Raw genomic sequence first — 24,232 nt, 5'->3', positions numbered from 1 at the left:
GACGTTGCGATGTCAGACCAAGGGTCCATAATCGTCCTTAATTGACGGGGGAATTATTTTTGCCTGGTCGCGGGCAAAACTTGCGAGGGGGAGCGGTGTTGACCGAACAAGAAACTGATAACGACCGGTTGGTGCGGCGCGCCGTCAATCTGTTCACGTTCCTGAGCCGGGCCCAAGAGCAGCTCGTCAACACCGTGCGCACCGTCGACAGCTTTGATCACACGATCTGGTTCGGCGGCCTGCCCGACCATCAGGCGATTCACTCGGCGCATCGCATCGCGCAGCTCGAACCGGATATGCCATTACTGACCGTCGACCGGGTCGCCAAACTGGATCCACCGGTCTTGCCGGATCAGTTGGCCGCGTGGCTTGACGGCGTGACGGACGATGCAAACAAAGCGCCGACACTCCGTGAAGCAATCGTCAGCAAAGACCCACTGCTCGTCAGCGACGCGGAGCAGGGTGACGTCAAGGGCACCCGACGTGTGCAACTGGCGAATAATCCTGAGATCACGCAGGCGTTTGAAGCTTGGTTGAACGTCTGGAATCTATGGGCCGAACAAGAGCGTCGCGACGCAAAGGTCCGGGACGTCTATAAGGAGCTGTTCGGCGTTCACGTGACCTCGACCGAGCACAGTGAGGCGTTCGAACTGATCGTCGGTGTGGGGTGCCTGTCCTGGCGACCCGAGGGCCATGACCAAGTGTTGCGGCATGTCACGACTGCTCCGATCGAGATTCGGTTCGACGAGGATTCAGGGCGGCTCACGGTTGTCTCGGTGAGCGCCCCGGACGCAGTAACCGTTGAGTTGGATATGTTGGATCCTGCTGTCATTCCCAATCCGGCGAAGTTCGACGAGATCAAGGAGCTCGCGGCCGCCTATGAGGGTCACCTGTTGGACCAGCCTGCGATCGGTGAGATCTGCCGCAGGCTGACTCACAGTCTTGATCCCGACGCGGAGTACGACGAGGACTCAGTCGCCGCACCCAGCGGCGCCCAACCGCGCGCTGCGTTTGCGCCGGCAATCATCCTGCGCAAGCGCACCAATCGCGGTTTGGTGCAGATGTATGAGCAGATCGTTAGCCAGATCCGTGAAGCGGGCGAGGTGCCCGAAGGAGTGCTCCCGCTCATTGACCCGGACCGGCAGCCGGCGTCAACCGAGGGCAGAGTCACCGACGGTGCGGTCGTGACCGTCGATGAGGAGGATTTTTTGCCGCTCCCGGTCAATGACCGTCAGCGTCAGATCATCGAACGTGTCGACAGTCGGGCGCAGACGGTGGTGCAGGGTCCGCCTGGAACCGGTAAGACTCACACCGCCGCGGCACTCGTCTCCCACTTGCTGGCACAAGGCAAGCGGATTCTAATCACAGCACACACCGATCGGGCTCTACGGGAGGTGCGCGCAAAGCTGCCCAACGAGATCCAGTCGCTCGCGGTCGCCGTGGTCGGCCAATCTCGTTCTGATATGGCGGATTTGCGTACGGCGGTCGATAACATCTCGCGCCGCGCGGATGATTTCGACCCCGCTGAATCGCAGCGCTCCATCGCCCGGCACCTCAGCACCATCGATGATTTGCGTAGGCAACGTGCCAAAATACGCAACCGATTGCTCGTCACGCGGGAGCAAGAGGTGCAGACCCGCACTGACGGGCCCGCCGTAGGCACGTTGGCCGCCATCGCGTTCGACCACCTGCAGCACCAGGAGCAGTACGAATGGATCCGGTCCTTCGAGGTAGACCCCGAAGGTAGCGGAGCCACGGTCTCGACCGCCGAGATTGAACTGTGGCGCACCCTGCTGCGCAGTGACGATCTGGCCACCCACGAGGCAGAGGCATCGCTGTCGTTGCCGGATCTCGCGACGTTGGTCAGCCCGCAGGAGTTCGCTGATCTGGCCGACGCCGAAGCCAGAGCTACCACGCGGAAGAACGACTTCGCCGAACTTCTGGAGCATGAGTCGTTTGGCTTCGTCCGGTCGTTGACTCCGGACCTGCGTGACGAGCTGCGCAGCAGAGTCGCGGCCCTAGCAGAGACCGCACTTAACCTGGAACGTCGGGATGAAGCCTGGATCGACGACGCGCTACGGGACGTACGCGGCGGCCGGCAGCAGGCGTGGCAGGCGCTCGAAGCAGGTCAAGTCGCTTGCGGATGCAGCAGGGAAGCTGGCCCAGAGAATCGGCCCTACCACGGTAGTTGCTGTCAGCGACGGAGACCTGGGTGTACACCAGCAGATCGCGAAATCCCTTCTGGCACATCTGGAGTCTGGAAGCGTCATCAAGGTGCGTCCGGACGGGGCGCCCAAGATCGGCGCCTTCACCGCCAAGACCGTCAAGCTTGCGGAACCGTTCTTCGCTTCTGTCAAAATCAACGACCTCCCGGCGGTCAGCAAAGAACAGCTGAGCATCTTCGTCGACTGGGTCGATGCAAGCCGGACGCTGGTGGCTTTGGCGCAGGCATGGCCGGCGACGGTGCATATCCCGGACGAGGACACTCTGGACGAGATGCTGCAGTGGCACCTGACCGAAGTTGAACAACTCGACAAGGTGCTCGCACTGGGCAACCAACTTGATGTCGAGCGACAATGGTTCCAGCACAACAATCTCCCCGTGCCGGATTGGAACAACCTGCATGACATCCGGCGATACGCCGACCTGGTGGAGGCTGCGACGGCAGCAGATGAGGCCGCTGCAGCGACGTCGCCAATTGACGTGCTGCACGCCCGGCTGAGTCAACTGTCCACGCTGGCGAACCCGCCCTCGGTGACTGGTGAGCTAGCCGCCGCCGTTGGTGCGCGCAGCGTCGACGGTTATGGTCGGGCATATGAGAGGTTGCAGCACCTTCATCGCGTAGCGCAGTCGGTGGCAGAACGCGACCGCATTCGGCGTGGGCTGGATAGCTCCGCCCCGAGGCTGGCTACCGCGATCGCGGCAGATCCGGCCGCGGACTGCTGGGATACCTGGCTGGGATCCTACGAGCAGGCGTGGCAGTGGGAGATGACCGGGCGTTGGATTCTTGCTCAGGACAGCGACGACGTCAACTCACTGAAGGTCGCTCTAAGCACTATCGAAGATCGGTTGCGGACGACGGTGGAACGCCTAGCCGCAGAGCGCGCGTGGGGGCATGCGGTAGCGCCGGACCGAATTACCGGCAGCGCCCGGGCCAACCTCACCCAGTACGCACAATTGGTGTCGAGGCTCGGAAAAGGTACGGGCAAGTACGCGGCTAAACAGAGAGTCGCGATCGCCGAAGCAATGGATCGTTGTCGACCGTCGGTGCCGGTGTGGATCATGCCGTTGTATCGCATCGCGGAACAAATCCGAGTTCAACCGAACTTGTATGACGTGGTAATCGTCGACGAAGCATCGCAGGCTGGCTTGGAAGCCTCGTTCTTGCAGTACCTGGCGCCGAAGATGGTGGTTATCGGTGACGACAAGCAGGTCTCGCCCTCTGCGGTGGGTGTCGACCAGCAGAAGCTTCGTGACCTCGCGACGATGTATCTGTTCGATGACCCTTACCGCGAATCATGGCTGGACCCGAAATGCAGCTATTTTGATGCAGCGAACATGCGCTTCGGTGGGCGTATCACCCTGACCGAACATCGGCGTTGTGTGCCCGAGATCATCGGCTTCTCTAACCGCATTGCCTATGAGCCAGAAGGTATTCGGCTGATCCCGGTGCGGCAGTTCGGAGCCGATCGCCTGGACCCGATCAAGGTCGTTTACCTGGAGAATGGATACGAATCGCCGAACAAGACCAATCTGGTTGAGGCCGAGGCGATTGTGAGCCAGATTCAGCAGTGCCTGGAGGATCCGAGGTATGCGGGTGCAACGTTTGGCGTGATCTCGCTGCTGGGCAATCAGCAGGCGAAACTCATTGAGGCCAAGTTGATGGACGCGGTAACGCCGGAGCAGTGGTCCGAGCGTGAGCTGCGGTGTGGCGACGCCTCTGACTTCCAGGGTTCCGAACGCGACATCATGTTTCTGTCGATGGTGAAGGGAGTCGAAGAGGGTAAGCGCATGGCCGCGCTGACGATGCCGCAGTACGTGCAGCGGTACAACGTCGCGGCCTCCCGCGCGAAAGATCAGATGTGGGTTTACCATTCGATGCCGCGCGAAGCGCTGACCAATCACGAAGACATGCGGTTCCAGCTGTTGGACTACTGCTACGGCGTCGCCCAGCGCGTCCACAACCAGATCGACGGCACAGTCATGTCGGCCGTTCCCGAGGATGCACCGGTGGAGCCGTTCGACTCGCTGTTCGAGCAACGAGTCTTCAACAGGATCATTGACCGGGGCTATTCGGTATTGCCGCAGGTGGACGCATTGGGTTACCGCATCGACATGGTGGTAACCGGCGCTAAGGGGCGGCTGGCGATCGAGTGCGACGGCGACTTCTGGCACGGGCCGGACGCATACGAGGCCGACTTGGCTCGGCAACGCGAGTTGGAGCGTTGCGGCTGGAAGTTCTTCCGGATTAGGGAGTCTGTCTTCTACGCGGATATGCCCGGTACGCTGCGGCGGCTCTGGGACACGCTCGACGAGTTGGGGATCCATACCGCGGATTGGGTGGACCCGAGTGCGACCGTTGAATCCGAGGGTGCCACGCTGGCGCAGGTTGCAGCCGTGACGGACGTCGACCGCGAGGATCTCGGCGCTACCTCAACCGAGGAGGCTGACGAATTCGATAGGGACGGTCAGGATTTCGATGTCGTCGACGAGGGTGAGGGTGAGGAGCCTGCTGAATTCGTAGAGCTAGCCGAACCTGAACCCGGCCGTTTAGCGCCCTACGCGGCGTTTGATGAGCAGTTGCCGCCGATTCAGGGTGCCTCGCTGGACACGTTGGTGGCCAACGTCGTGCGCATTGTGAAAGTCGAAGGTCCAGTCATGGGTCATCGTGTGCACGACGCGTACCGGAACGCCTACGGCGGTCAGCGGGTGGGTCGGGAATTGGCTCGGACGTTGAATCGTGCAATCGAACTGGCGGTGCGCCGAGGGCTGATCGTTGCCGAAAACCCGTTGCGAGTACCGGGGGTGAAGCCAAGAACGTTCCGACTTCCGACTCAGCCTGAGGTGTTGCCGCGCGAATTAGGTCCGCGGACACTAAGTTTGGTGCCACCCGCCGAGCTAGCCGAGCATCTGGCGGAGTTTGCGGACCTTGCCGGCCAGTCCGAAACTGAGCTGTTCAAAGCCGTGCTGGATTTGGTGGGCCTGAAGCGCCTGACGGAGAACGCCGGAACAGTACTGGCCGACGCTTTGACATTGGTGCCAAGCCGTGATGCCGCGGCGCTTTGATCGGAGGTTAACCGCGTGAGTGACATGCATGGGTTTGTGCTTGATTCCTGGCGGGAGCGGCTGCATTGGGAGTCGCTTCCCGACGAACTCAAGACAGAAATAGCCAACTACGGCTACTACATGTACAGATTGGGCAAGCACACCGTCGGAGACATCGACCAGGTCAAGTACGACGGACGACTGGTGATTCTCGACGACGGCAGCCGGTGGGAGGTCGACTCGATAGACGCTAACACTGTGGACTATTGGAGCCCCGGCGCAAAGGTCGCCATCATCGATGACGTTATGTATAACCTTGATGACGCGGAACATGCAGACGTGTCCGAGGAGTGACTTCGAGGGCACGAGACAGGACCCGCGGCCGTTATTAAACCTTGAGTGGGGATCGTGCAGAGGCCCTGCCGGGGGCTACCAGCAATCTCCCCACTGATGGCGGCGCCAAGACTAAGGTTCGTATCAATGGGGGAGTCGCCACGAACACAAGCAGACCACCTGTCGCCAGGCCAACGGTCAGCAATCCGCCGGGCAGTACAGACAGCGATCGACGAGCACGGCGTTGAGTGGGCCATGCGCAACACGTGTGCTGAGTTGGAAGCAAAGTATGGGATCTCGTTCGACACGATTGATTACCTGCTTCACGACGAACTGCCTGATGTCCTACCGGAGGAGCTGCTGACCTCAGGGCAGCGGAACAGAATTCGGCGAGACTTCCGCGCGGCGATGTCCACGGGGGACGGCCACCAGAGAGATCGCGCCGTCGCAGCGGTGGTCAAGAAGTCGGCGGAGTTTTTCGGTGTTTCAGAGGACACGATCCGAGCTGTGGTTGGAGCCGAGGAAGAGCAATTCCGGTCTGCAAAGGTCGAGCGCGAGCCGGCATCGCCGAAATCGATCCCGGCCCGCGATCACGAACCGCCGACCACGGCAAGACCAGCAGCACGTCCCGGAGAGAATGTGACGACTACAGAACATCCCGCGAGACCGGCGCCCGACAACGTGGCCTTCACCGCCGCACCCGGTTCGGTCGTACTGGTCCGCGACGCCGAATGGCTCGTCACCAAGGTGGAGCAAGCCACCGACGGCTACTTCGTCCACGTCATTGGACTCTCGGAGTTGGTCCGTGACACCGAGGCCACCTTCTCCACCGGCATCGAGAAGGTCGTCACCGTGGATCCGGCAAACGTCCGGGTGGTTCCCGACATGTCGTCAAACTTCCGCCGGTCGCGGTTATGGCTGGAGGCCACGCTGCGCAAGACACCGGTCGCGGCGTCCGATCCGGACCTGTCGGTGGCGCGCGGCGGGTTGAGTGATCCGCTGGACTACCAGTTCAAGGCGGTGCGCAAGGCCCTCGACCCTGACAAGTTGCGCCCGCGGGTGCTGCTAGCCGATGCGGTGGGGCTGGGCAAGACGATCGAGATCGGCATGATCCTGGCCGAGCTGGTGCGCCGCGGCCGCGGCGAGCGGATCATGATCGTCACGCCCAAGCATGTGCTCGAGCAGATGCAGATGGAGTTGTGGACGCGGTTCGCGTTGCCGTTCGTGCGGTTGGACTCCACCGGTATCCAGCGGATCCGCCAGGTCCTGCCCGCCAACCGAAACCCATTCACCTATTACAAGCGGGTGATCATCTCGATCGACACGCTCAAGAGCGACCGCTACGTCGCCCACCTGCGCAAGCAGTGGTGGGACGCAGTCGTCGTCGACGAGTCCCACAACGTCACCAACACCGCATCGCAGAACAACCGGCTGGCCCGGCTGCTGGCCGAACGCACCGACGCCCTGATCCTGGCTTCGGCCACCCCCCACAACGGAAAGGCTGAGTCGTTCGCGGAGCTGGTGCGGATGCTCGATCCCAGCGCGGTGAGTCCCGCCGGCGAGCTCGACCTCGACCAGGTCGCCAAGCTAGTGATCCGTCGCCATCGCCATCACCCCGATGTGGCCGCCGAGGTGGGGTCGGACTGGGCCGAACGGCAGCCACCGCGCAACATCACCGTGGCTGCCTCGGCGGCCGAGGACGCCGTTGCCCGCGAACTGGAAGACGTTTGGCTGTGGCCGGGACCCGGTGGCTCACCGTACTCAGGCAGCACCGCGGCGCTGTTCCCGTGGGTGCTGGCCAAGGCGTTCCTGTCCTCGCCGGCTGCACTCGCCGAGTCGATCCGCGAACGGATGCGCCGGCTGGACGACAGCGAGCCCAAGGCCGCAACGGAACGCCAAGCCCTGCAACGGCTCGCCGAGCTGAACGACAAGGTCCTCACGGCCGGGTCGGCCAAGTACGACGCACTCCTGAAGTACCTCGGTGACATCGGCGTGGCCGGGACCAGCGACCGCCGTGTGGTGGTGTTCGCCGAGCGGGTGGCCACCCTGCACTGGCTGGCTAAGGCCCTGGTGCGGGACCTGAAGCTCGCCACCGACCAGGTGGCGGTGCTGCACGGCGGGCTCAGCGACAAGGATCAGCAGGGCATCGTCGAGTCGTTCAAGCTGGAGTCCTCTCCGATCCGGGTGCTGATTACCGGCGACGTCGCCTCCGAGGGCGTCAACCTGCATACCCAGTGCCACCACCTGGTGCACTACGACATTCCATGGAGCCTGATCCGCATCGAGCAGCGCAACGGCCGCATCGACCGGTACGGCCAGCGGCACCGGCCGGTGATCACCGCCCTGTTGCTCACCCCATCGACAGACCGGTTCAGTGGCGACATCCGGGTGTTGACGCGGCTGGTGGAACGAGAACACGAGGCCCACACCGCCCTGGGCGACGCGGCCTCGTTGATCGGCACCTACGACGTTAAGGCCGAGGAGGAGGCGGTGCGCAAGGTGCTCGAGGGCAGCGCCGAACTCGACGCCGTGGTGCGCAGCGTCGACGAGGTCGGCACAGCGGGCGGACTAACCGCCTTCTTCGCCGGGCTGTCCACCGGTGCCATCGGTCAACCCACCCACCAACCCACGACTCCGACCGCACCCGACCGCAACGGCGTCTACGACACCGACTTTGCCTTCGTCGCCGACGCGGTCGAGGAGTTTATTACCACCCCACAACACGCACCACCCAACGGGATCAAATGGCAAGTGCACAAACTGCATTCGATCGCCTCGCTGGTGCCACCGCCCGACCTGCGCCAGCGCCTTCAGGTGTTGCCCCAGTCCTATCTGCGTGATCGCAACGTCGTCGAATCGTTCAAGCTCGCGCTGACCCCGGCGCGGGGACGCGACGAACTGGTGCAGGCCCGCTCGGGCACCTCGCAGTCCACCTGGCCGGAGGCGCACTTCCTCGCACCACTGCATCCGGTGATCGAGTGGGCCGCTGACCGGGCACTCGCCGAACTGAGCCGCGACGAAATCTTCGCCGTACGGGGCGACGTCGCCTCCCCGACGGTGTTGGTGCTGGTCACCCAGTCGAACCTGCGCGGACAGGTGGTCGCGGCCTCGTATTACACCGTCGAATTCCCCGACCCGGACCAATCGGCGGTCGGCTTCGCGACGCCGCACGCAAGCGTCCATGACGCCATCGACACGCTGAGCCTAAGCCCGATCAACGCCGGCGACCTCACCGACGTCGCCGCCCTGCAACCTCTGGTGGCCACGGCGGTCACGGCCGCCGACGCGGCTGCCGAGCAGCACGCCGAGGCCATCCGCTCCGATACGGTCCAGCGCATCCAGGACTGGCTACACCGCACCCAGCAGTGGAAACAACAGGCGCAGAGCATGACTCAGCACATCGGGCTGCGCCAGCGCACCCGGCGTATCGACGACGAACAGGCGTTGGCTCAGGACATGAACCCCGACCGTCGGCTGGTACGTCCCCTGATCGTGGTCGTGCCCACCGACTTCACCGGCGGAAACTAGAAGGATCACGATGGCCACCTCCGACGCACTGATCCTCGGTGAGGACTTCCTTAGCGAGCACTACTTCACCACCGATGCGCGCTCACAATCGTTTCAGGCCAAGGTGACCGAGCGCCGCAAAACCTGGGATGCCGAACGCGAGCAGGGCCAGCCCACCCCGCGGTCGCGCTACACCGAGGCTCGCGGCGACCTCGGCCGCACATTTATCGGCCTGGCGGAAAACGCCGATGCCGACGTCCTCGACGCGCTGTACGGCCGGCTGCGCGACATCCTGGGCTACGACAACCCGGTCCGCTGGGAGACCCACCGCATCGGCGGCCGCGACGATGAACCCGGCCCCGCACTGTCCGTGCGCACCCGCGGGCTAACCGGCCCGGCACCGCTGGTGATCATCGAGGCCCGCGGCGCGCTAGCGCTCGAGGACCTGCTCTCCAAGGACGAGAAGTCGCTTCTGCGCACGTTTCACACGGACGACGAGGAGATCGTCTCAGCCGCGCGGCTGCTTTCGCACCTGTTCGTCGCCGACGACGGCCCGCAGTTCGCGCTGGTGCTGGCCGGCGAACTCGCGCTGATTACTGAACGGGAGCGCTGGCCGGAAGGCCGTTACCTCGCGGTCAACCTGCAGCTGGTCGGGGAACGCAACGACGACAAACGCGGCGGCGAGATCGACCACGCGCTGACCTGCCTGGCTGCCGACTCGCTGGCCTCCGACGCCGAGGGCAACCTGTGGTGGTCGACGGTCATCGACGAGTCGATCAAACACACCGTCGGCGTCTCAGAGGATCTGCGCGAGGGTGTGCGGCTGTCCATTGAGATCATCGCCAACGAGGTGGTGTCCCGTCGGGCTGAACAGCATCTGCCGGCGCTGCCGGCCGAGCATGCCCAGCCGCTGGCCCGCCAGTCATTGCGTTTCCTGTACCGAATCCTTTTCCTGCTCTACGCCGAGGCCGCGCCCGAATTAGGTGTGCTGCCCGTCGGCGACCCCGCCTACGAACGCGGCTACAGCCTCGACCGGCTCCACGAACTGACCCTCACCGAGCTGGTCACCCCACGTGGACGCAGCGGCACCCACCTCTACGAGTCGCTGCACGTACTGTTCGAACTGGTGGACCAAGGTCACGACGGCAGCGGCGACGACCCCGCCGCGGCTGAAGGCCTGACGTTCCGATCGCTGCGCGCCGACCTGTTCAAACCCGAGGCGACCGCGCTCATCGACGAGACCAAGCTCGGAAACGCCGCCCTGCAGAAGGTGTTCCGCCACCTGCTGCTAAGCAAGCAGGTCAAAGGCCGCGACCGCGGATTCATCTCCTACGCTCAGTTAGGCATCAACCAGCTCGGCGCGGTATACGAGGGTTTGATGAGCTACACCGGGTTCTTCGCCACCGAGGACCTCTACGAAGTCGCCAAGAACGGCGACGCGTCGAAGGGTTCCTGGGTGGTGCCCGCCACCCGCATCGACGGCATCTCCGAGAACGACTTCGTGCGCACCGTCGACGAGGACACCAAGGAGAGCAAGCCGGTCGTCCACGAGCGCGGCACCTTCGTCTACCGACTAGCCGGGCGGGAACGTCAGCAGTCGGCGTCGTACTACTCCCCCGAGGTGCTAACCCGTTTCGTCGTCGGTCAGGCGCTGGCCGAACTGCTCGATCAGGACGGGCAGCGCACCTCGGCCCGCGACATCCTTGACCTCACTGTGTGCGAACCTGCCTTGGGCTCAGGGGCTTTCGCTGTCGAGGCGGTGCGCCAACTTGCCGAGGAGTACCTGTCGCGACGCCAGGACGAACTCGGTGAACGCATCGACCCCGACCGTTATCCCGCCGAGCTACAGCGGGTCAAGGCGTACATCGCGCTGCACCAGGTGTACGGGGTGGACCTCAACGCAACAGCCGTCGAGTTCGCCGAGATCTCGCTGTGGCTGGCGACCATGGGCGACGGCCTCGCCGCGCCGTGGTTCGGCCTGCACTTGCGCCGCGGGAACTCGCTTGTGGGAGCGAGGCGCGCCATCATCTCCGCCGCGTCCCTGCGCGAAAAGGGCTGGCTGCAGGCAACTCCCGCCGACAAGCCGCTGTCCACGCTCGGTGATGACCTCGGCGGTGGCGTGCATCATTTCCTGCTCCCCACTGACGGCTGGGGCAGCACCGCCGACGCGAAGGAGGCCAAGGAACTCGCACCCGAGGCAGTGGAACGGGTTAAGGAGTGGCGGAAGTCGCTGCGGCCCAAGCTGACCAAGACACAGATCTCCACGCTGACGGCGTTGGCGCGGCGCACGGACCGGCTCTGGCAGCTCGCGTTGCGGCGGCTGCAGATCGCCGAATCGCAAATCCGGCGGCCCATTGAAGTGTGGGGCGTCGATGAACTGCCGGTCGGCGGAAGGGTCAGCCGCGAGCAGATCGAGGAGTCGCTGGCCGACGAACGCGGAGCCTACCGACGGCTGCGGCGGGTGATGGACGCGTGGTGCGCGCTGTGGTTCTGGCCGCTGACGGACGAGATCGCCACGGTGAACGGAAAACTCGTAGGACCGCCCAACCTGGAGCAGTGGATAGATGCGCTGCAGCAGTTGCTTGGCGTGGAGTTGAAGGTGCGCGCGCGCGATGCCGATCAACACAGCCTCATCGACATCGACGATTGGCACGATCTCGACGTCGCGGAATCCAATGACCTTGCATTTGCCCAGGCGAAAGACCCCTCCGCCGTACTTGCCACTCATTCATGGCTAGTGGTGTGCGAGCGGCTGGCGGAGCGGCACGGATTCTTCCACTGGATGCTGGATTTCGCGCCGGTGTTCGCACGAGGTGGGTTTGACTTGCAGGTGGGTAACCCGCCTTGGGTGCGGCCACAATCCGACGTGGACGCGCTACTCGCCGAAGGTGACCCGTGGTTCCAATTAACGCACAAACCTTCTCAGAGTGAAATACGTAGCAAGCGGGAAGTCACTCTGCGTCTCCCCGGCATTCGTGAGTTGTTAGTCAATGGAACCTCTGAGACAGCGGCTCTCGCCGAGTTCTTGGGCGAAGAGCGCTATTACCCGCTGCTCAGGGGCCTGCAACCGGACCTCTACCGGTGCTTTATGGAGCTAACGTGGCGCCATATGGCGACGGAGGGCATAGTATCGCTACTCCACCCAGAATCTCACTTCACAGATGAGAAGGCGGCCGCTCTGCGTGAGGCAGCATACTGCCGATTGCGTCGTCACTGGCAATTCGTCAACGAGCTGTATCTCTTCGACATTACTAATCACGTTACATACGGTGTGCACGTTTACGGGCGATCAATGAGCCCGTCCTTTATGCAAGCTGCATCGATTTACCACCCGACCACTGTCGAGCGATCCCTCTTGCACGATGGATCCGGCGCCGAACCCGGTTTACGTGAGGCAGATGGCTCGTGGGATCTGCGCCCTCACGCGAACAGGATCGCGATGATCGATGACGGCGTACTAGAAACCTGGAGAGACGTGTTAGAGCTGCCGGGAACACCGCCGCGGCAATCTCGAATGTTGTATACGGCGAACCGTGCAGTTGCCCAAGCGCTGGCCAGATTGTCCCTGAGTGAACGGTTACGCGATGTGCGCCTTCAATTCTCGCCCGGTTGGCATGAGAAGGGGGACCGAACGAAGGGCCTGTTCGACTCCGAATGGGGTATCCCGTCGTCGTGGGACGATGCGATCCTGCAAGGGCCGCATATCCATGTTGCGACACCGCTCTATAAGTCGCCCAACCCGACTATGAAGTCCAATAAGGATTGGATGTCAACTGACTTTGAAACCCTCGCGGTCACTGCAATCCCTGCAACAGCGTACAAACCATCACGGCGGCGGAGTGTCTACAATGGTAGCTACACCGTATGGGAAGTAACGGCTGATGACGGCGTCTTAAATCGAATCCCGGCGCGTGATTGTTACCGCATCGCATGGCGGGCCATGGCCGCAAACACGGGTGAAAGGACTCTTATTCCGGCTCTGATTCCGCCCGGTTCGGCACACGTCCATGGTGTCTCGGCGATCGGGGCACCGCTTGAGCGGCCCAGCGAGTTGGTGCTCGTTGCTGGTCTACTCGCCTCGCTGCTCGCGGACTTCAACGTTCGAGCGGCGCCAAAGAGTGGAATATCGTTCAACACTCTGCGTAGATTGCCGCGTATCTCAAGTACGTCCATCGCAGATCGAGTCGTTTTCCGCACTCTTCGCTTGAATTGCGTAACTAACGCTTACGCCCAGCTGTGGGCCGAGTGCTTCGAAGACGTGATGCGGGCTGACGAGTGGGCGGGTGGAACTGAGCACTGTCGCCGTCGTCCACTTGGTTTATCTGAACCCGAATGGACTATCGAATCTCCTCTTCGCATCGCGGTTGACAGGCGCCAGGCGCTGGTCGAGATAGACGCGTTGGTCGCGCTCGCGCTAAATGTAGATGTTGATGAGCTGTGCAACATCTATCGCACTCAGTTTCCGGTGCTATATGACTATGACCGGAACACCTACTTGTACGACTCCAACGGCCGCCTAGTACCGCAGGAGGTCCTGAAGGTGTGGCGCGTCAAGGGCGACAACCTGAGCGTCGAGGAACGCACCGCTACCAACCAGGCCGGCAACACCTACACCTACGAGCCACCGTTCCAGTTCCTCGACCGCGAGGCCGACATGCGCGCCGCCTACGCAGAATTCGAACGACGGCTCGGCACAACAGGTTCGGACTGAGCATGGCCGAACTGCTCCCGCTTGCCCAGGCCAACGCAATCTCGCACAGCCTGCTCGACTACCTTGGTACCACGTTCGCACTCGCGGACCCTGATGCGCGTCGCGTGTTGGCTGAGTTCCTGCAGCACCCAGAGAACGGGATGTTTCGCGGACCCTATGTGCGGGTGCGGTTGCCGTTTCGGCCCGCTGCCGAAGGCTGGCGCGAACACCTCGAGTGGTATGAGGGCTTCCCGCCCTACGGGCATCAAGCCGCCGCATTCGCCCGACTGAGCAGCTTTCGGCTGACGCCCGAGCGGCCGCGCCCCCAGCCCACCCTTGTGACCACCGGCACCGGATCCGGCAAGACCGAGGCGTTCCTCTACCCGATCCTCGATCACGTCCAGCGTGCCAAACGCGAGGGCGTGAGCGGCATGAAGGCGCTCATCCTCTACCCGATGAACGCGCTGGCCAACGATCAGGCGCTTCGGCTGACCAGCCTGCTGACCGAACACGCCGCGCTGGCTGGGGTGACCGCCGCGCTCTACACCGGTGAGGCGGGGCCGCAGCGCACCAAGGTCACCGCCGACGGGCTCATCACCGACCGCGCCGTCATCCGCGACCTTGCCCCCGACATCCTGCTCACCAACTACAAGATGCTCGACCAGCTGCTGCTGCGCCCCGCCGACGCCGACCTCTGGCGCCAGAGCGCACACAGCCTGCAGTACCTGGTGCTCGACGAGTTTCACACCTACGACGGCGCGCAGGGCACCGACGTCTCGATGCTGCTGCGGCGTCTCGGTCTCACCCTGAAAAGCCATTGGACACCCGGCGATCCCACCCTCACCGACGAGGATTGGCAACGCCCGCTGGGCCGCATCACCCCAGTCGCCACCTCGGCCACCCTCGGCGACGGCGGTGACCCGACGGCGATGCTCGACTTCGCCGCGACGGTGTTCGGCGACTCGTTCAATCCCGACGCCGTCATCACCGAGTCGCGCCTCACCGTCGACGAATGGGCAGGCGAGGCCGACGCACGACTGCGAGCCGCCGGGTGGCAGCCCGCCGACCTGGACGAGAACCGGATCGGCGACCTTGCCGAAGCGATTCCCGCGCAAGTAGATCCGTCGGTGCGCGCGCTGGCAGTGCTGCGCGGGCTCTACGACGGCGGCGACGATACCGCGCTCCCGTCGGCGATGACCCAAGATGGCCCCTTGGTGCTCGACCTGGTCAAAGCCCACCCGGTGTTCGGCCGGCTCGCCGAGGCGGCCGCCGCGGCCACCGACATCGACGATCTGAGCCGCAAGCTCTTCAATCCCGTCCGCGACGACCCGGACGACGCCGCCCGCAGACATATTGTCACCACCGCGCTCGTCGACACTCTGAGTCATGTTCGTGCCCGCCACGGTCGGGGCGCCCTATCGGTCGACGTACACCTGTGGATCCGCGAACTGACCCGCATAGCCCGCGCCGCGGCCGGCTCACCGCACTTCATCTGGGAGGACGACGGCATCCACATCGGCGAAACCGACCACGCCGCAGCCTATCTGCCCGCGCTGTACTGCCGGCACTGCAACCGTTCGGGCTGGGCCGTCACGCTGGCCCCGACCGGGTGGGACTTCGACGCCGACGACACCACCATCCGGCGACGCAAGCTGCGCAACGACGATCGCTTCCGTGCACTCATCCATGCCCCGGTCGAGGCCGACAAGTACGACCCCGCCGACGACGCCGATCAACGCAACGCGCCATCGCGGCTGGGTTGGCTGATGGTGGCCGAACGCCACATCACCTTCACCATGCCCCCGGAGGACAAACTCGCCGAAGGCGCCGCACTGCCGGTCTTGGTGCACAGTTCCGATACCGCCGGCGACGACTCGATCAACGACACGTGCCCGTCCTGCCGGCAACGCGACGGCATCCGCTTCCTCGGCTCGGCGATCGCCACCATGCTCTCGGTGTCGCTGTCCACCTTGTTCGGCACACCCGACCTCGACGCCGCCGAGAAACGCGCACTGGTGTTCACCGACAGCGTGCAGGACGCCGCACACCGCGCCGGATTTGTGCAAGCTCGCTCTCACGCGCTGACCCTGCGCACCCTGGCCCGCCAAGCACTCGACCGGGGTGAAACCGACCTGGCCTCACTGGCGCACAGGATGATCGACCTGGCAGGCAACGACCCGGGTGCCCGCTACCGGTTGCTTCCCCCCGAACTCGCAGAGCGCGAAGCATTTTCGGCGTTCTGGCAACCCCGCACCGTGTCGGCCAAAACGCGCAACCTGGTGCGCCGCCGGCTGCTGCTCGACGTCCAGCTCGAATTCGGTCTGCGCTCCGGGGTAGGCCGCACCCTGGAGAGCACCGGCAGTGCCGTCGCGCACGTGGATGTCGCCGCACCGGTACTGCGTGCCTGCGCCGCCGAAGCACTGCAGGCGGCGCAAATCCAACTCAGCTTCGATGAGTTCGACGACGCAGTGCTCACCGCTTGGGTGCGCGGTGTGCTGGAACGGATGCGGACCCGCGGCGCCGTGGAGCACGAGTGGTTCGATAAGTTCCGCCGCGAGGACGGCAACCGGTGGTGGGTCACCGGCGGGCGGCGCCGCGACCAGGGCATGCCCGGCTTTGGGAGGGGCAACTCCGCGCCGGGGTTCCCGGTGCTGGGCGGCTCGGTCCGCGACACCGACCTGGAGCCGGTAAGTGCCGCACGCGGTTGGTATCCCGCGTGGACCGCCAAGGTTCTCGGCGTCGGCACCGGTGAGGCGGCTGTTCTGTCGAGGCTGTTGTTCACCCGGCTGCGTGCGCGCGAGATTCTCGGCGAAGTCGTCACCGCCTCCGGCGGACAGACGTTCCACCTGCCCGCCACCGCCGTGGTCGCCCGCGTGGTCGACGACGCGGAGATCGAGTCCGACGCGATCTCGCTAATCTGTGACACTTGCCGCAACACCGTGCACAGCTACCCCGAAACCATCGGACAACTCAACGGCGCACCGTGTCTGGTGGCCCGGTGCGTGGGCACCATGCGCCGCCAGCGCGTCGAGAACAACTTCTATCGGCAGATGTACGCGGCCACCGATATCCGCCGCGTCGTCTCCCGGGAACACACCAGCCTGCTGCCATCCGAGACCCGGCTGCTCTACGAATCCCAGTTCAAGCAGACCGACCCACCGCCGGACGCACCCAACGTGCTGGTAGCCACCCCGACCCTGGAGATGGGCATCGACATCGGCGACCTCTCGGCGGTCATGCTGTCCTCGCTGCCGCGGTCGGTGGCGTCCTACCTGCAGCGCGTCGGCCGAGCCGGGCGGTTGACCGGCAATGCGCTGGCCCTGGCGTTCGTCACCGGCCGCGGTGACCAGCTCCCTCGCTTCAACCATCCCGGCCGCATCATCAACGGCGCGGTGCGGCCGCCGGCCACCTACCTCGACGCCGAGGAGATCCTGCGACGGCAGTTCACCGCATCGGTCGCAGATGTACTCGCCCGCCGGCCGGGCGCCCCGCACCCGCGCAGCACCCCCGAGGCGTTGCGCGCCACGACCGCCGGAAGCTACCTGGGCGCGCTGATCGCCGAAGCCGAAACCCGCTGCGACGAGCTGGTCGACAGCTTTCTATCCGGGATGCCGCAGTTGGACGACGACGTCGTCGCGCGGCTGCGCGGCTTCCCCCGACCCGGCCCCGACGGTGGCGGCACCAGCGAGTTCGCGTTGCGCTGCCACGTCGCCAGTCAGGTGTGGAACCGGCGCATCGAAACCCTCACCCACCGCAAGGCCGCCGCGGAGAAGGCACTGCCGACCCTGCTCGAACGTGCCACCTCCCCGGCGGCCACCGACGACGATAAACGTGAACTGCGCACTGCGCAGGCATCGGTACGGCTCATCGGAAAGCAATTAGCAAATCTGCGCTCGGAGTACTGGATCAGCGCGCTTGAGTCGTTCGGCCTGCTGCCCAACTACACGCTGCTCGACGATGCCGTCACGCTGTCGGTGTCGGTGAACTGGCAGAACCCCGAAACCCAGGAATACGAACACTCCGAGTTCGAACTCACCCGCGGCTCGGCGCAGGCGTTGCGCGACTTCGCGCCCGGATCCACTTTCTATTCCAACGGGTTCGCGATCGCCATCGACGCAATCGACCTCGGCCCCGAAGGCGAACAGGTCCGCTCATGGGCGTGCTGCCCGCGCTGTGGGTACGTGCGAGAACTCGACGCGCACGGCGCCGATACCCCCACACAGTGCCCGCGCTGCGGCTCCCACGGCATCGCCGACATCAGCCAGCGCCTGCCTGTGGCCGAGCTGACCAGCGTGTCGGCGATCATTCGTCGCGAGGAAGCCACCATCGACGACGGCTCCGACGAGCGTGCCCGCGAGCGCTTCACCGTGCAGGCCCTGGCCGACATAGACCACGCCCACGTCACCAAACACTGGTACGTGCAGACGCACGGTTTCGGGGCCAAACACCTGCGCAACGTGACCATCCGCTGGATCAACCTGGGCCGCAGTGGCGTTGGCGGCGCCAAGCGGGTCATCAGCGGCGACGAGGTCGACGCGGCCCTGTTCCGGGTGTGCTCGGAGTGCGGCAAGCTCGACACTGCCAGCGGAGTCAACCACCGGCGCGAACACCGCCCTTGGTGCTCAAGACGCTCCTCCCACGAGGAATCGGCCACCGAATTGGCGCTGGCGCGGCGCCTCACTACCGAGGGGCTGGTACTGCGGCTGCCGCAATCGATCACCCTCGGCGATGCGTTCGCGATCCCATCGCTGTCAGCCGCGGTGCTGCTCGGGTTGCGCGAACAGATCGGCGGGGACCCAGACCACCTGCAGATCATCACCATCGTCGATCCCGCGCCAAGCGGCAACACTGAACAGGCCCTGCTGCTGCACGACGTGGTGCCTGGGGGCACCGGTTATCTCAGCGACTTCACCGACCCGGCCACGGTCTGGGATCTACTGCACCGTGCTTGGAAGATCCTGCGGGACTGCGAATGTCGCCAGGACGGTCGCCTGGCCTGTGAGCGGTGCCTGCTGCCGTTCGCCGCCCCCGCCGACGTTACCCACACCTCGCGCTCGGTGGCCGAACGCCATCTCGCCGGCCTGCTGATCGGCCACGATCCCAAACCTGGCGAGGACGCAGAGGTGCCTGACGCGATGCCGTGGACGCTCACCACCGAGGAGCCCGGCGTCAGCGACCCGGAATCCAACCTGGAGAAGCGGTTTCGCGTCATGCTTGCCAAACGGCTCAAGGCCCTCGGAGCGGCGATCACCGAGAAGCCCACTGATAGCGGGGTCGCCTGGGATATCGCGCTGGGCTCTACCCGCCGCTGGACCTTGCGGCCTCAGGAGTACGTGCTGGGCTGCCAACCCGACTTCATCCTCACCTACGCCGGGGGCGGGATCGCGCCGACGGCGATCTTCACCGACGGCTGGCTGTATCACGCCTCCCCGTCCCACAACCGCCTCGCCGATGACGCCGAGAAGCGCCGCAACCTCCGCGATGCCGGATACCAGGTCCTCGGCATCACCCATGACGATGTCAACGACACACCGCTGGTTTCGCCGGCGCTGCGCCCCGAGGTGCAGGCCGCACTCCTCACCAACGCGGGTGACCAATTATCACGCGGCATGGTTGATTTGGTGTTCGGCACTGCGATCGACTTGCTGGTCGCGTGGATACAGCAGCCGCAGCGCGAGGCTCGCCAGCGGCTGGCAAACTGGCTACCGGCCATGGGGCTGATGAGCACGATGCAGACCGGTACCCGCACGACCGACACCGAACCCGTGACCACGCTGGCCGTACAGGCCCTCGACGGGCGGCCCGTGACTGACCCTTCGGGCAACACGTCGGTGTGGTCATTCGGCGGTTTCGCCTTCGCCGTGCGTATGACCGGCCAACCGTTCTCGGCGGAGGCTGCGATTGTCGTCGACGACAGCGACGCTGCACTGCACAGCGACAGCAGGGACGGATGGCGGGAATGGCTGCGCTGGTCAAACCTGCTGAACTTTCGGTCAGTACCCCCTGTCATCACCACCCGCCGTCATTCCGCGCTCAGTGCGCCGCAACCAACCGCGCCTGCGCACGCCGAGGGCGTCGAGGCGGGCGCGCTCACGGGAGCCTGGCGTGAAGCGTACGAACAGGCCGACGCCGCCGGCCAGGACCTGATCATGCAGCTGGCCGAAACAGCCCTACCTGTACCCGACGTCGGCGAGGAAGTCGACGGCATCCCAGTCGAGATCTCCTGGCCCACCCGCAGAATCGTCGTCGATCTCGGCCTCGACGACGCCGAGCGTCGCCACTTCACTTCAGCGGGCTGGACGGTGTGTACGGCGGATGCGGACAACCTGACCGCGGTTCTATCGGACGGAGGTTCCTAGTGCCCCAGATCATCCTCGGCCCCGGGCTCAAGAAACTTGACGGCAGCCTCCAGAAGGCCACCTACAGCTTCCTGACCAAACTGGCCGCCGACGACACGACGCCGGGGCTGCACATCGAACCGATCAACAACTCCGCCGATCCGCGCGCCCGGACCGGACGAGTGGACCTGTCGTTCCGTGCAGTGCTATTCAAGCTGCAGGGCAGCCAGGACGAGGCATCGTACGTCTTCGCCGGGACCTACCCGCACGACGAAGCGATCGCGGTCGCGCAGAAGTCCAAGATCAGCATCAATCCGCGCAACGGTGTTGCCGAACTCATTCCCGTCGAAGAGTTCACCCCGCCTCCGGCACCCGCCGCCCCGCCGACGATCGCCCCCGCGCCGGTCGAAATCGCCGAACCCAGCCTGCGCCAACGTGAGTACACCCTCGACGACCTCGTCGACCTCGGTATCGACGCCGTCTTCGCCGAGAAGGCGTTGGACCTCGTCGGCGAGGACACCCTTCTGGAGTACGCCGAATCCGCCCCGGCATCCTGGCAGGGCTACGCGATCATCGATCTGTACCTCGGAGGCTCGTTCGCCGATGTCCGCGAGAAGTACCAACTGTCCGAGCCTGTTTCCGTCGACACCGCCAACGACGATGCGGTGCTCGCCGCGATGCAACACCCGGCCGCTCGGATGGAGTTCGCGTTCATCGAGGACAACGCCGACCTGCGCGCGGCGATCGAGAACCCCGATTTCGCGGCGTGGCGCATCTTCCTGCACCCCGAGCAGCGCGTATGGACCACCAAGGGCACCACCGGCGCGTTTCGCCTGACAGGCGGTGCGGGCACCGGCAAGACGGTGGTGCTCCTTCACCGCGTGCGAGAACTCCAACGTCGTAATCCCCACGCACGAATCGTGCTCACGACGTTCAATCAGACATTGGCACAGAGCCTCGCTGAACAGCTCAGGATCCTCGACGCCGACATCGCGGTGGCAGACGACCTCGGGAGCCCCGGGGTTTACGTGGCAGGCGTCGACACCATTGCCCGCCGGGTCCTGGCCACGGCGTCGGGGCTCGGCGGCGGAAACGGACAGCCCGGGCCGGTGGCCGAGGTGCTAGGTCCGCGAACCGCCGAGGTGCTCAAGGTGACATCCGCGCAAGCTTGGCAGGCTGCGGCCGAGCAACATGCCGGGGAGCTCCCGGACGCGCTGCGCTCGGTCTCTTTTCTCGAGGCCGAGTATGCGACGGTCATCCTGCCCAATCATGTCGTCACCCGGGAGCAGTATCTGAAGGTAAGGCGACCCGGCCGCGGCGTGGCACTCAACCGTTCACGTCGAAACGCGGTGTGGGACATCGTCGAGACCTACCGTGCGGGCGCGGCCGCCGAGGGCTCGACCGACTTCGATGAGAAAGCAGCGATTGCAGCGCAGGTGCTTGACGGCGATGGTCTTCGGCCTGCTGACCATGTGCTGGTGGATGAAGCTCAGGACCTGACTCCGTGCCGCTTGCTGTTGATGCGGGCATTGGTTACCGCCGGACCCGATGACCTGTTCCTTGCTGAGGATTCACACCAGCGCATCTACGGGCAGCGAATTACCCTGAGTCGCTACGGAATCAATATCGTAGGCCGGTCGCGGCGGCTGACCCTGAACTACCGCACCACCCAGGAGAACCTCCGCTACGCGCTGGGCATCCTATCCGGTGAGCAGTACTCCGACCTCGACGAAGAACCCGAGAGCACCACGGGTTACCGGTCAGCGCGGCGCGGGCCGAAACCGACGATCATTAAGGCTCCCTCACTGACTGAGCAGTATGAGAGGGTCGCCGAGCTGGTGCGGTCCTGGATCGATGCGGGCACGGCGCCGGAGAGCATCGGTCTGCTGGTGCCGACCCGGAAGGAGGCTGAGAGCTTGCCTCGTGCTTTGGGTGACCGAGGCGTGACGGTGGCCTTCGTCGACAGGGACAAAGCTGGGCCACCAAAGACCCCAGTCGTGATGACCATGCACCGCGCCAAGGGGATGGAGTTCGCGAAGGCCGTGCTCGTAGGCGTGGGTGAGAAGTCTTTGCCACGAAGCTATCTCATTGACTCCGTTCCCGAGGAGGAGCGTCCTGACGTCCTGCGGCGCGAGCGTTCGCTGCTGTACGTAGCAGCGACGCGTGCGCGTGACGAACTGGTGGTGGTGTACGTCGGCGAGCCGAGTGAATTACTGCCTGAACAGGGTTGATTACGCCAACCGAACCTCCCGGAAATAATCAGAATGACCTTTCACCTTTGCCGAAACATCCCGGTCCTTGATATTCGCGAATCTGGTGGTAAAACCGCGGAGCCCCACGGCTACGCTGCCGGCCTGAGCGGCCGTGTACGCGAACTTTAAGACTGGATCGTTGACTGAAAAGTAGTTGTAAACCGTGCCGGTGACGGCATCGCTCAAGGGCCGCCAGTCACCCTTCTTGCCTTCCGCGGCACCAAGTAAATGAACCGTGTCGATGCGTGGGGCGTCTCGGCTGGTACCGAGGGTCTCGGCCGCTGTGATCATCGCACGTCCGCCCAAGCTGTGGCCCACCAGAATGAAGCTGTCCGTTTTCGTACGCGCCAGGATTCCGGCTAGCGCGGCGCCGGTCTTATCCGCTCGGACCATTGCGGTGTGCCAGGGATTCTTGGCGGCATCTGCGAGCAGTAGCGCTGGGGTGATAGGACCGAGCTTTTTCGCCGCAGTGCGTCCGGCGCGCGCCGCAAATCCCGCCGCCACTTCCATCGCTTGTTTAGCGCCGACTTTTTTGATGCCGAGCGCAAGCAAGGTCCCGAGTTCCTTGCTTCCCCAGTGCAGCCGGTAGATGGGTGAGTTCGGATACCGTCGCTCGACCGCTTCCACGGCGTACCGCCAGTTTTGGTCGACCTCCGTCATGAAACCTCTCGCGATGATTACGGGTATGTCATCACCGTCGCGAAACTTCTCGATCTTGAAGGACCTGTCCTCGCTGATATATGCGTTTGTGATACTCGCGCCCAACGCTGAGCCGAGCGCCGCTCCCGCGGCAGCGACGACGTAGGTGCCCCCCACCATTCCCAAGCCGCCAGCCGATAGCGCGCCGCCACCCAACAGTGCAAGGCCATAGCTGGACGCTGCCGCTCCCGTATAACCGCCGATCAGGGTGCCTACAGCACCGCCCACCGCGGGTGCTGCCATCAGACCGCCGGTACCGACGATTCCGGCGGCGAGTACTCCGGTGAGGGCAAGCCGAGAACCGCGGGCGAGGTTCCGCCTGTCGAAGACCCTCAGCTTTTCGTACTCGTCCAACGACGGGACCTTATCGCTGGCACGTTCGAAGTTCGTAACCTCATGCCTGTGTTCAGCACAAAATCGCGGTATACGGACTGGGCCAAACCCCCGTGTCGCCATATTGCCGCAAGCCGGCGCTGCGCACTTGAGCGTCGGCGAACCACAGGTCACGCAGAGGTATACGGGGACGGCGGTCGGTGTCTTGGTGACCTTGCGGTGGTCTGTTCGAACGTAACAGGCGGAACACCAGCCGTTCCGAGTTGTCGAACCCACAAGATCGATGAGTGCGGCAATCTTTTCGGCTGTTTCAGCGTGGGCGTCCGCCTGCTTACGGTGACTGGTCCGCTTTTCTTCGTTCTTTAACTTTCGGTAGTGTTTCTCGTGTTTCGCGTAGGCCCAAGCGTTGTGGATCAGTGCCGGGTTCGCGAGCATTGCCTCATCGCCCTCGGCTTCGGGTTCCATGGTTGCTAGCGTCCCGCTCAGTCTGAGAAGACGCCCGTGGGGCGATCGAACTTCACAGACCATCCCATCGTGTGAGACCGGTTTGAATAATACCGCCGTCGACTCCATTTGCCCCCCTAATTGGCTTGTTTGGACAGACTTTAGCTCCCCGGCGTGACGTGTCGGTCTGTTTGCTGGCGTTCTGAGGTGTCAAGAACGGTCGAGGAACCTTCGTCGTCGGTCGGCGCTTAACATTGCGCGGTCCAACGGTCGGTCGGCAGTCGTGTGCCGCTGCTAGCCTCGGGAACGTGGAGCTTCACGGGGGTGTGCGGATGGCAATAATGTTGCTGAAACGCGACCCGGCGCAGGGT

Annotated in this window: 8 protein-coding genes; 7 read left to right on the top strand and 1 reads right to left on the bottom strand. The window is 64.2% G+C overall.

Features of this window, described 5'->3' with window-relative positions; genetic code table 11:
* Nucleotides 1-98 precede the first annotated feature (98 nt).
* The 7 genes from NTM_RS28760 to NTM_RS02425 all read left to right on the top strand — a co-directional run bounded on the left by NTM_RS28760 (nucleotide 99) and on the right by NTM_RS02425 (nucleotide 22,364).
* Nucleotides 99-2,525 carry an AAA domain-containing protein gene (locus NTM_RS28760; RefSeq protein WP_232079600.1) on the top strand — a complete coding sequence of 809 codons (2,427 nt, stop codon included), beginning with the start codon at nucleotides 99-101 and terminating at the stop codon, nucleotides 2,523-2,525.
* Entirely contained in the window at nucleotides 2,497-5,286 is a 2,790-nt protein-coding gene (locus tag NTM_RS29045) for a PDDEXK-like endonuclease domain-containing protein (protein WP_337781405.1), read from the top strand. The genes NTM_RS28760 and NTM_RS29045 overlap by 29 nt, the downstream gene beginning before the upstream one ends.
* Before the next feature lie 15 nt (nucleotides 5,287-5,301).
* On the top strand, nucleotides 5,302-5,619 hold the full coding sequence (locus tag NTM_RS02445) for a hypothetical protein (RefSeq protein ID WP_163765347.1): 318 nt from the start codon (nucleotides 5,302-5,304) through the stop codon (nucleotides 5,617-5,619).
* 618 nt (nucleotides 5,620-6,237) lie between these two features.
* Nucleotides 6,238-9,126, top strand: a complete 2,889-nt coding sequence (locus tag NTM_RS02440) for a helicase-related protein (RefSeq protein WP_232079599.1) — start codon at nucleotides 6,238-6,240, stop codon at nucleotides 9,124-9,126.
* A 10-nt stretch (nucleotides 9,127-9,136) separates the two neighbouring features.
* On the top strand, nucleotides 9,137-13,816 hold the full coding sequence (locus NTM_RS02435; protein WP_163765345.1) for an Eco57I restriction-modification methylase domain-containing protein: 4,680 nt from the start codon (nucleotides 9,137-9,139) through the stop codon (nucleotides 13,814-13,816).
* A gap of 2 nt (nucleotides 13,817-13,818) precedes the next feature.
* Nucleotides 13,819-20,154 (top strand): DEAD/DEAH box helicase family protein, encoded by a 6,336-nt coding sequence (locus NTM_RS02430; protein ID WP_163765344.1) that lies wholly within the window; start codon nucleotides 13,819-13,821, stop codon nucleotides 20,152-20,154.
* The gene (locus NTM_RS02425) at nucleotides 20,154-22,364 is read left to right on the top strand and encodes a 3'-5' exonuclease (protein WP_163765343.1); all 2,211 of its coding nucleotides are present in this window, start codon (nucleotides 20,154-20,156) and stop codon (nucleotides 22,362-22,364) included. Before NTM_RS02430 ends, NTM_RS02425 begins: the two co-directional genes overlap by 1 nt.
* Here the strand turns inward: NTM_RS02425 and NTM_RS02420 are convergent, their stop codons facing one another.
* Nucleotides 22,365-23,882 (bottom strand): DUF726 domain-containing protein, encoded by a 1,518-nt coding sequence (locus NTM_RS02420; RefSeq protein ID WP_232079598.1) that lies wholly within the window; start codon nucleotides 23,880-23,882, stop codon nucleotides 22,365-22,367.
* Nucleotides 23,883-24,232 lie beyond the last annotated feature (350 nt).

The organism is Mycolicibacterium parafortuitum, assembly GCF_010725485.1.
Taxonomy (GTDB): domain Bacteria; phylum Actinomycetota; class Actinomycetes; order Mycobacteriales; family Mycobacteriaceae; genus Mycobacterium.
The sequence above is the reverse complement of the archived record's forward strand: the minus strand, read 5'-3'. Positions and strand labels throughout refer to the sequence as shown.

Bases quoted from the DNA above. Each gene is read 5' to 3' on its own strand.
- NTM_RS02420 (WP_232079598.1), bottom strand. From the start codon at position 23,882: ATGGAACCCGAAGCCGAGGGCGATGAGGCAATGCTCGCGAACCCGGCA.
- NTM_RS02430 (WP_163765344.1), top strand. From the start codon at position 13,819: ATGGCCGAACTGCTCCCGCTTGCCCAGGCCAACGCAATCTCGCACAGC.
- NTM_RS29045 (WP_337781405.1), top strand. From the start codon at position 2,497: ATGCTGCAGTGGCACCTGACCGAAGTTGAACAACTCGACAAGGTGCTC.
- NTM_RS02435 (WP_163765345.1), top strand. From the start codon at position 9,137: ATGGCCACCTCCGACGCACTGATCCTCGGTGAGGACTTCCTTAGCGAG.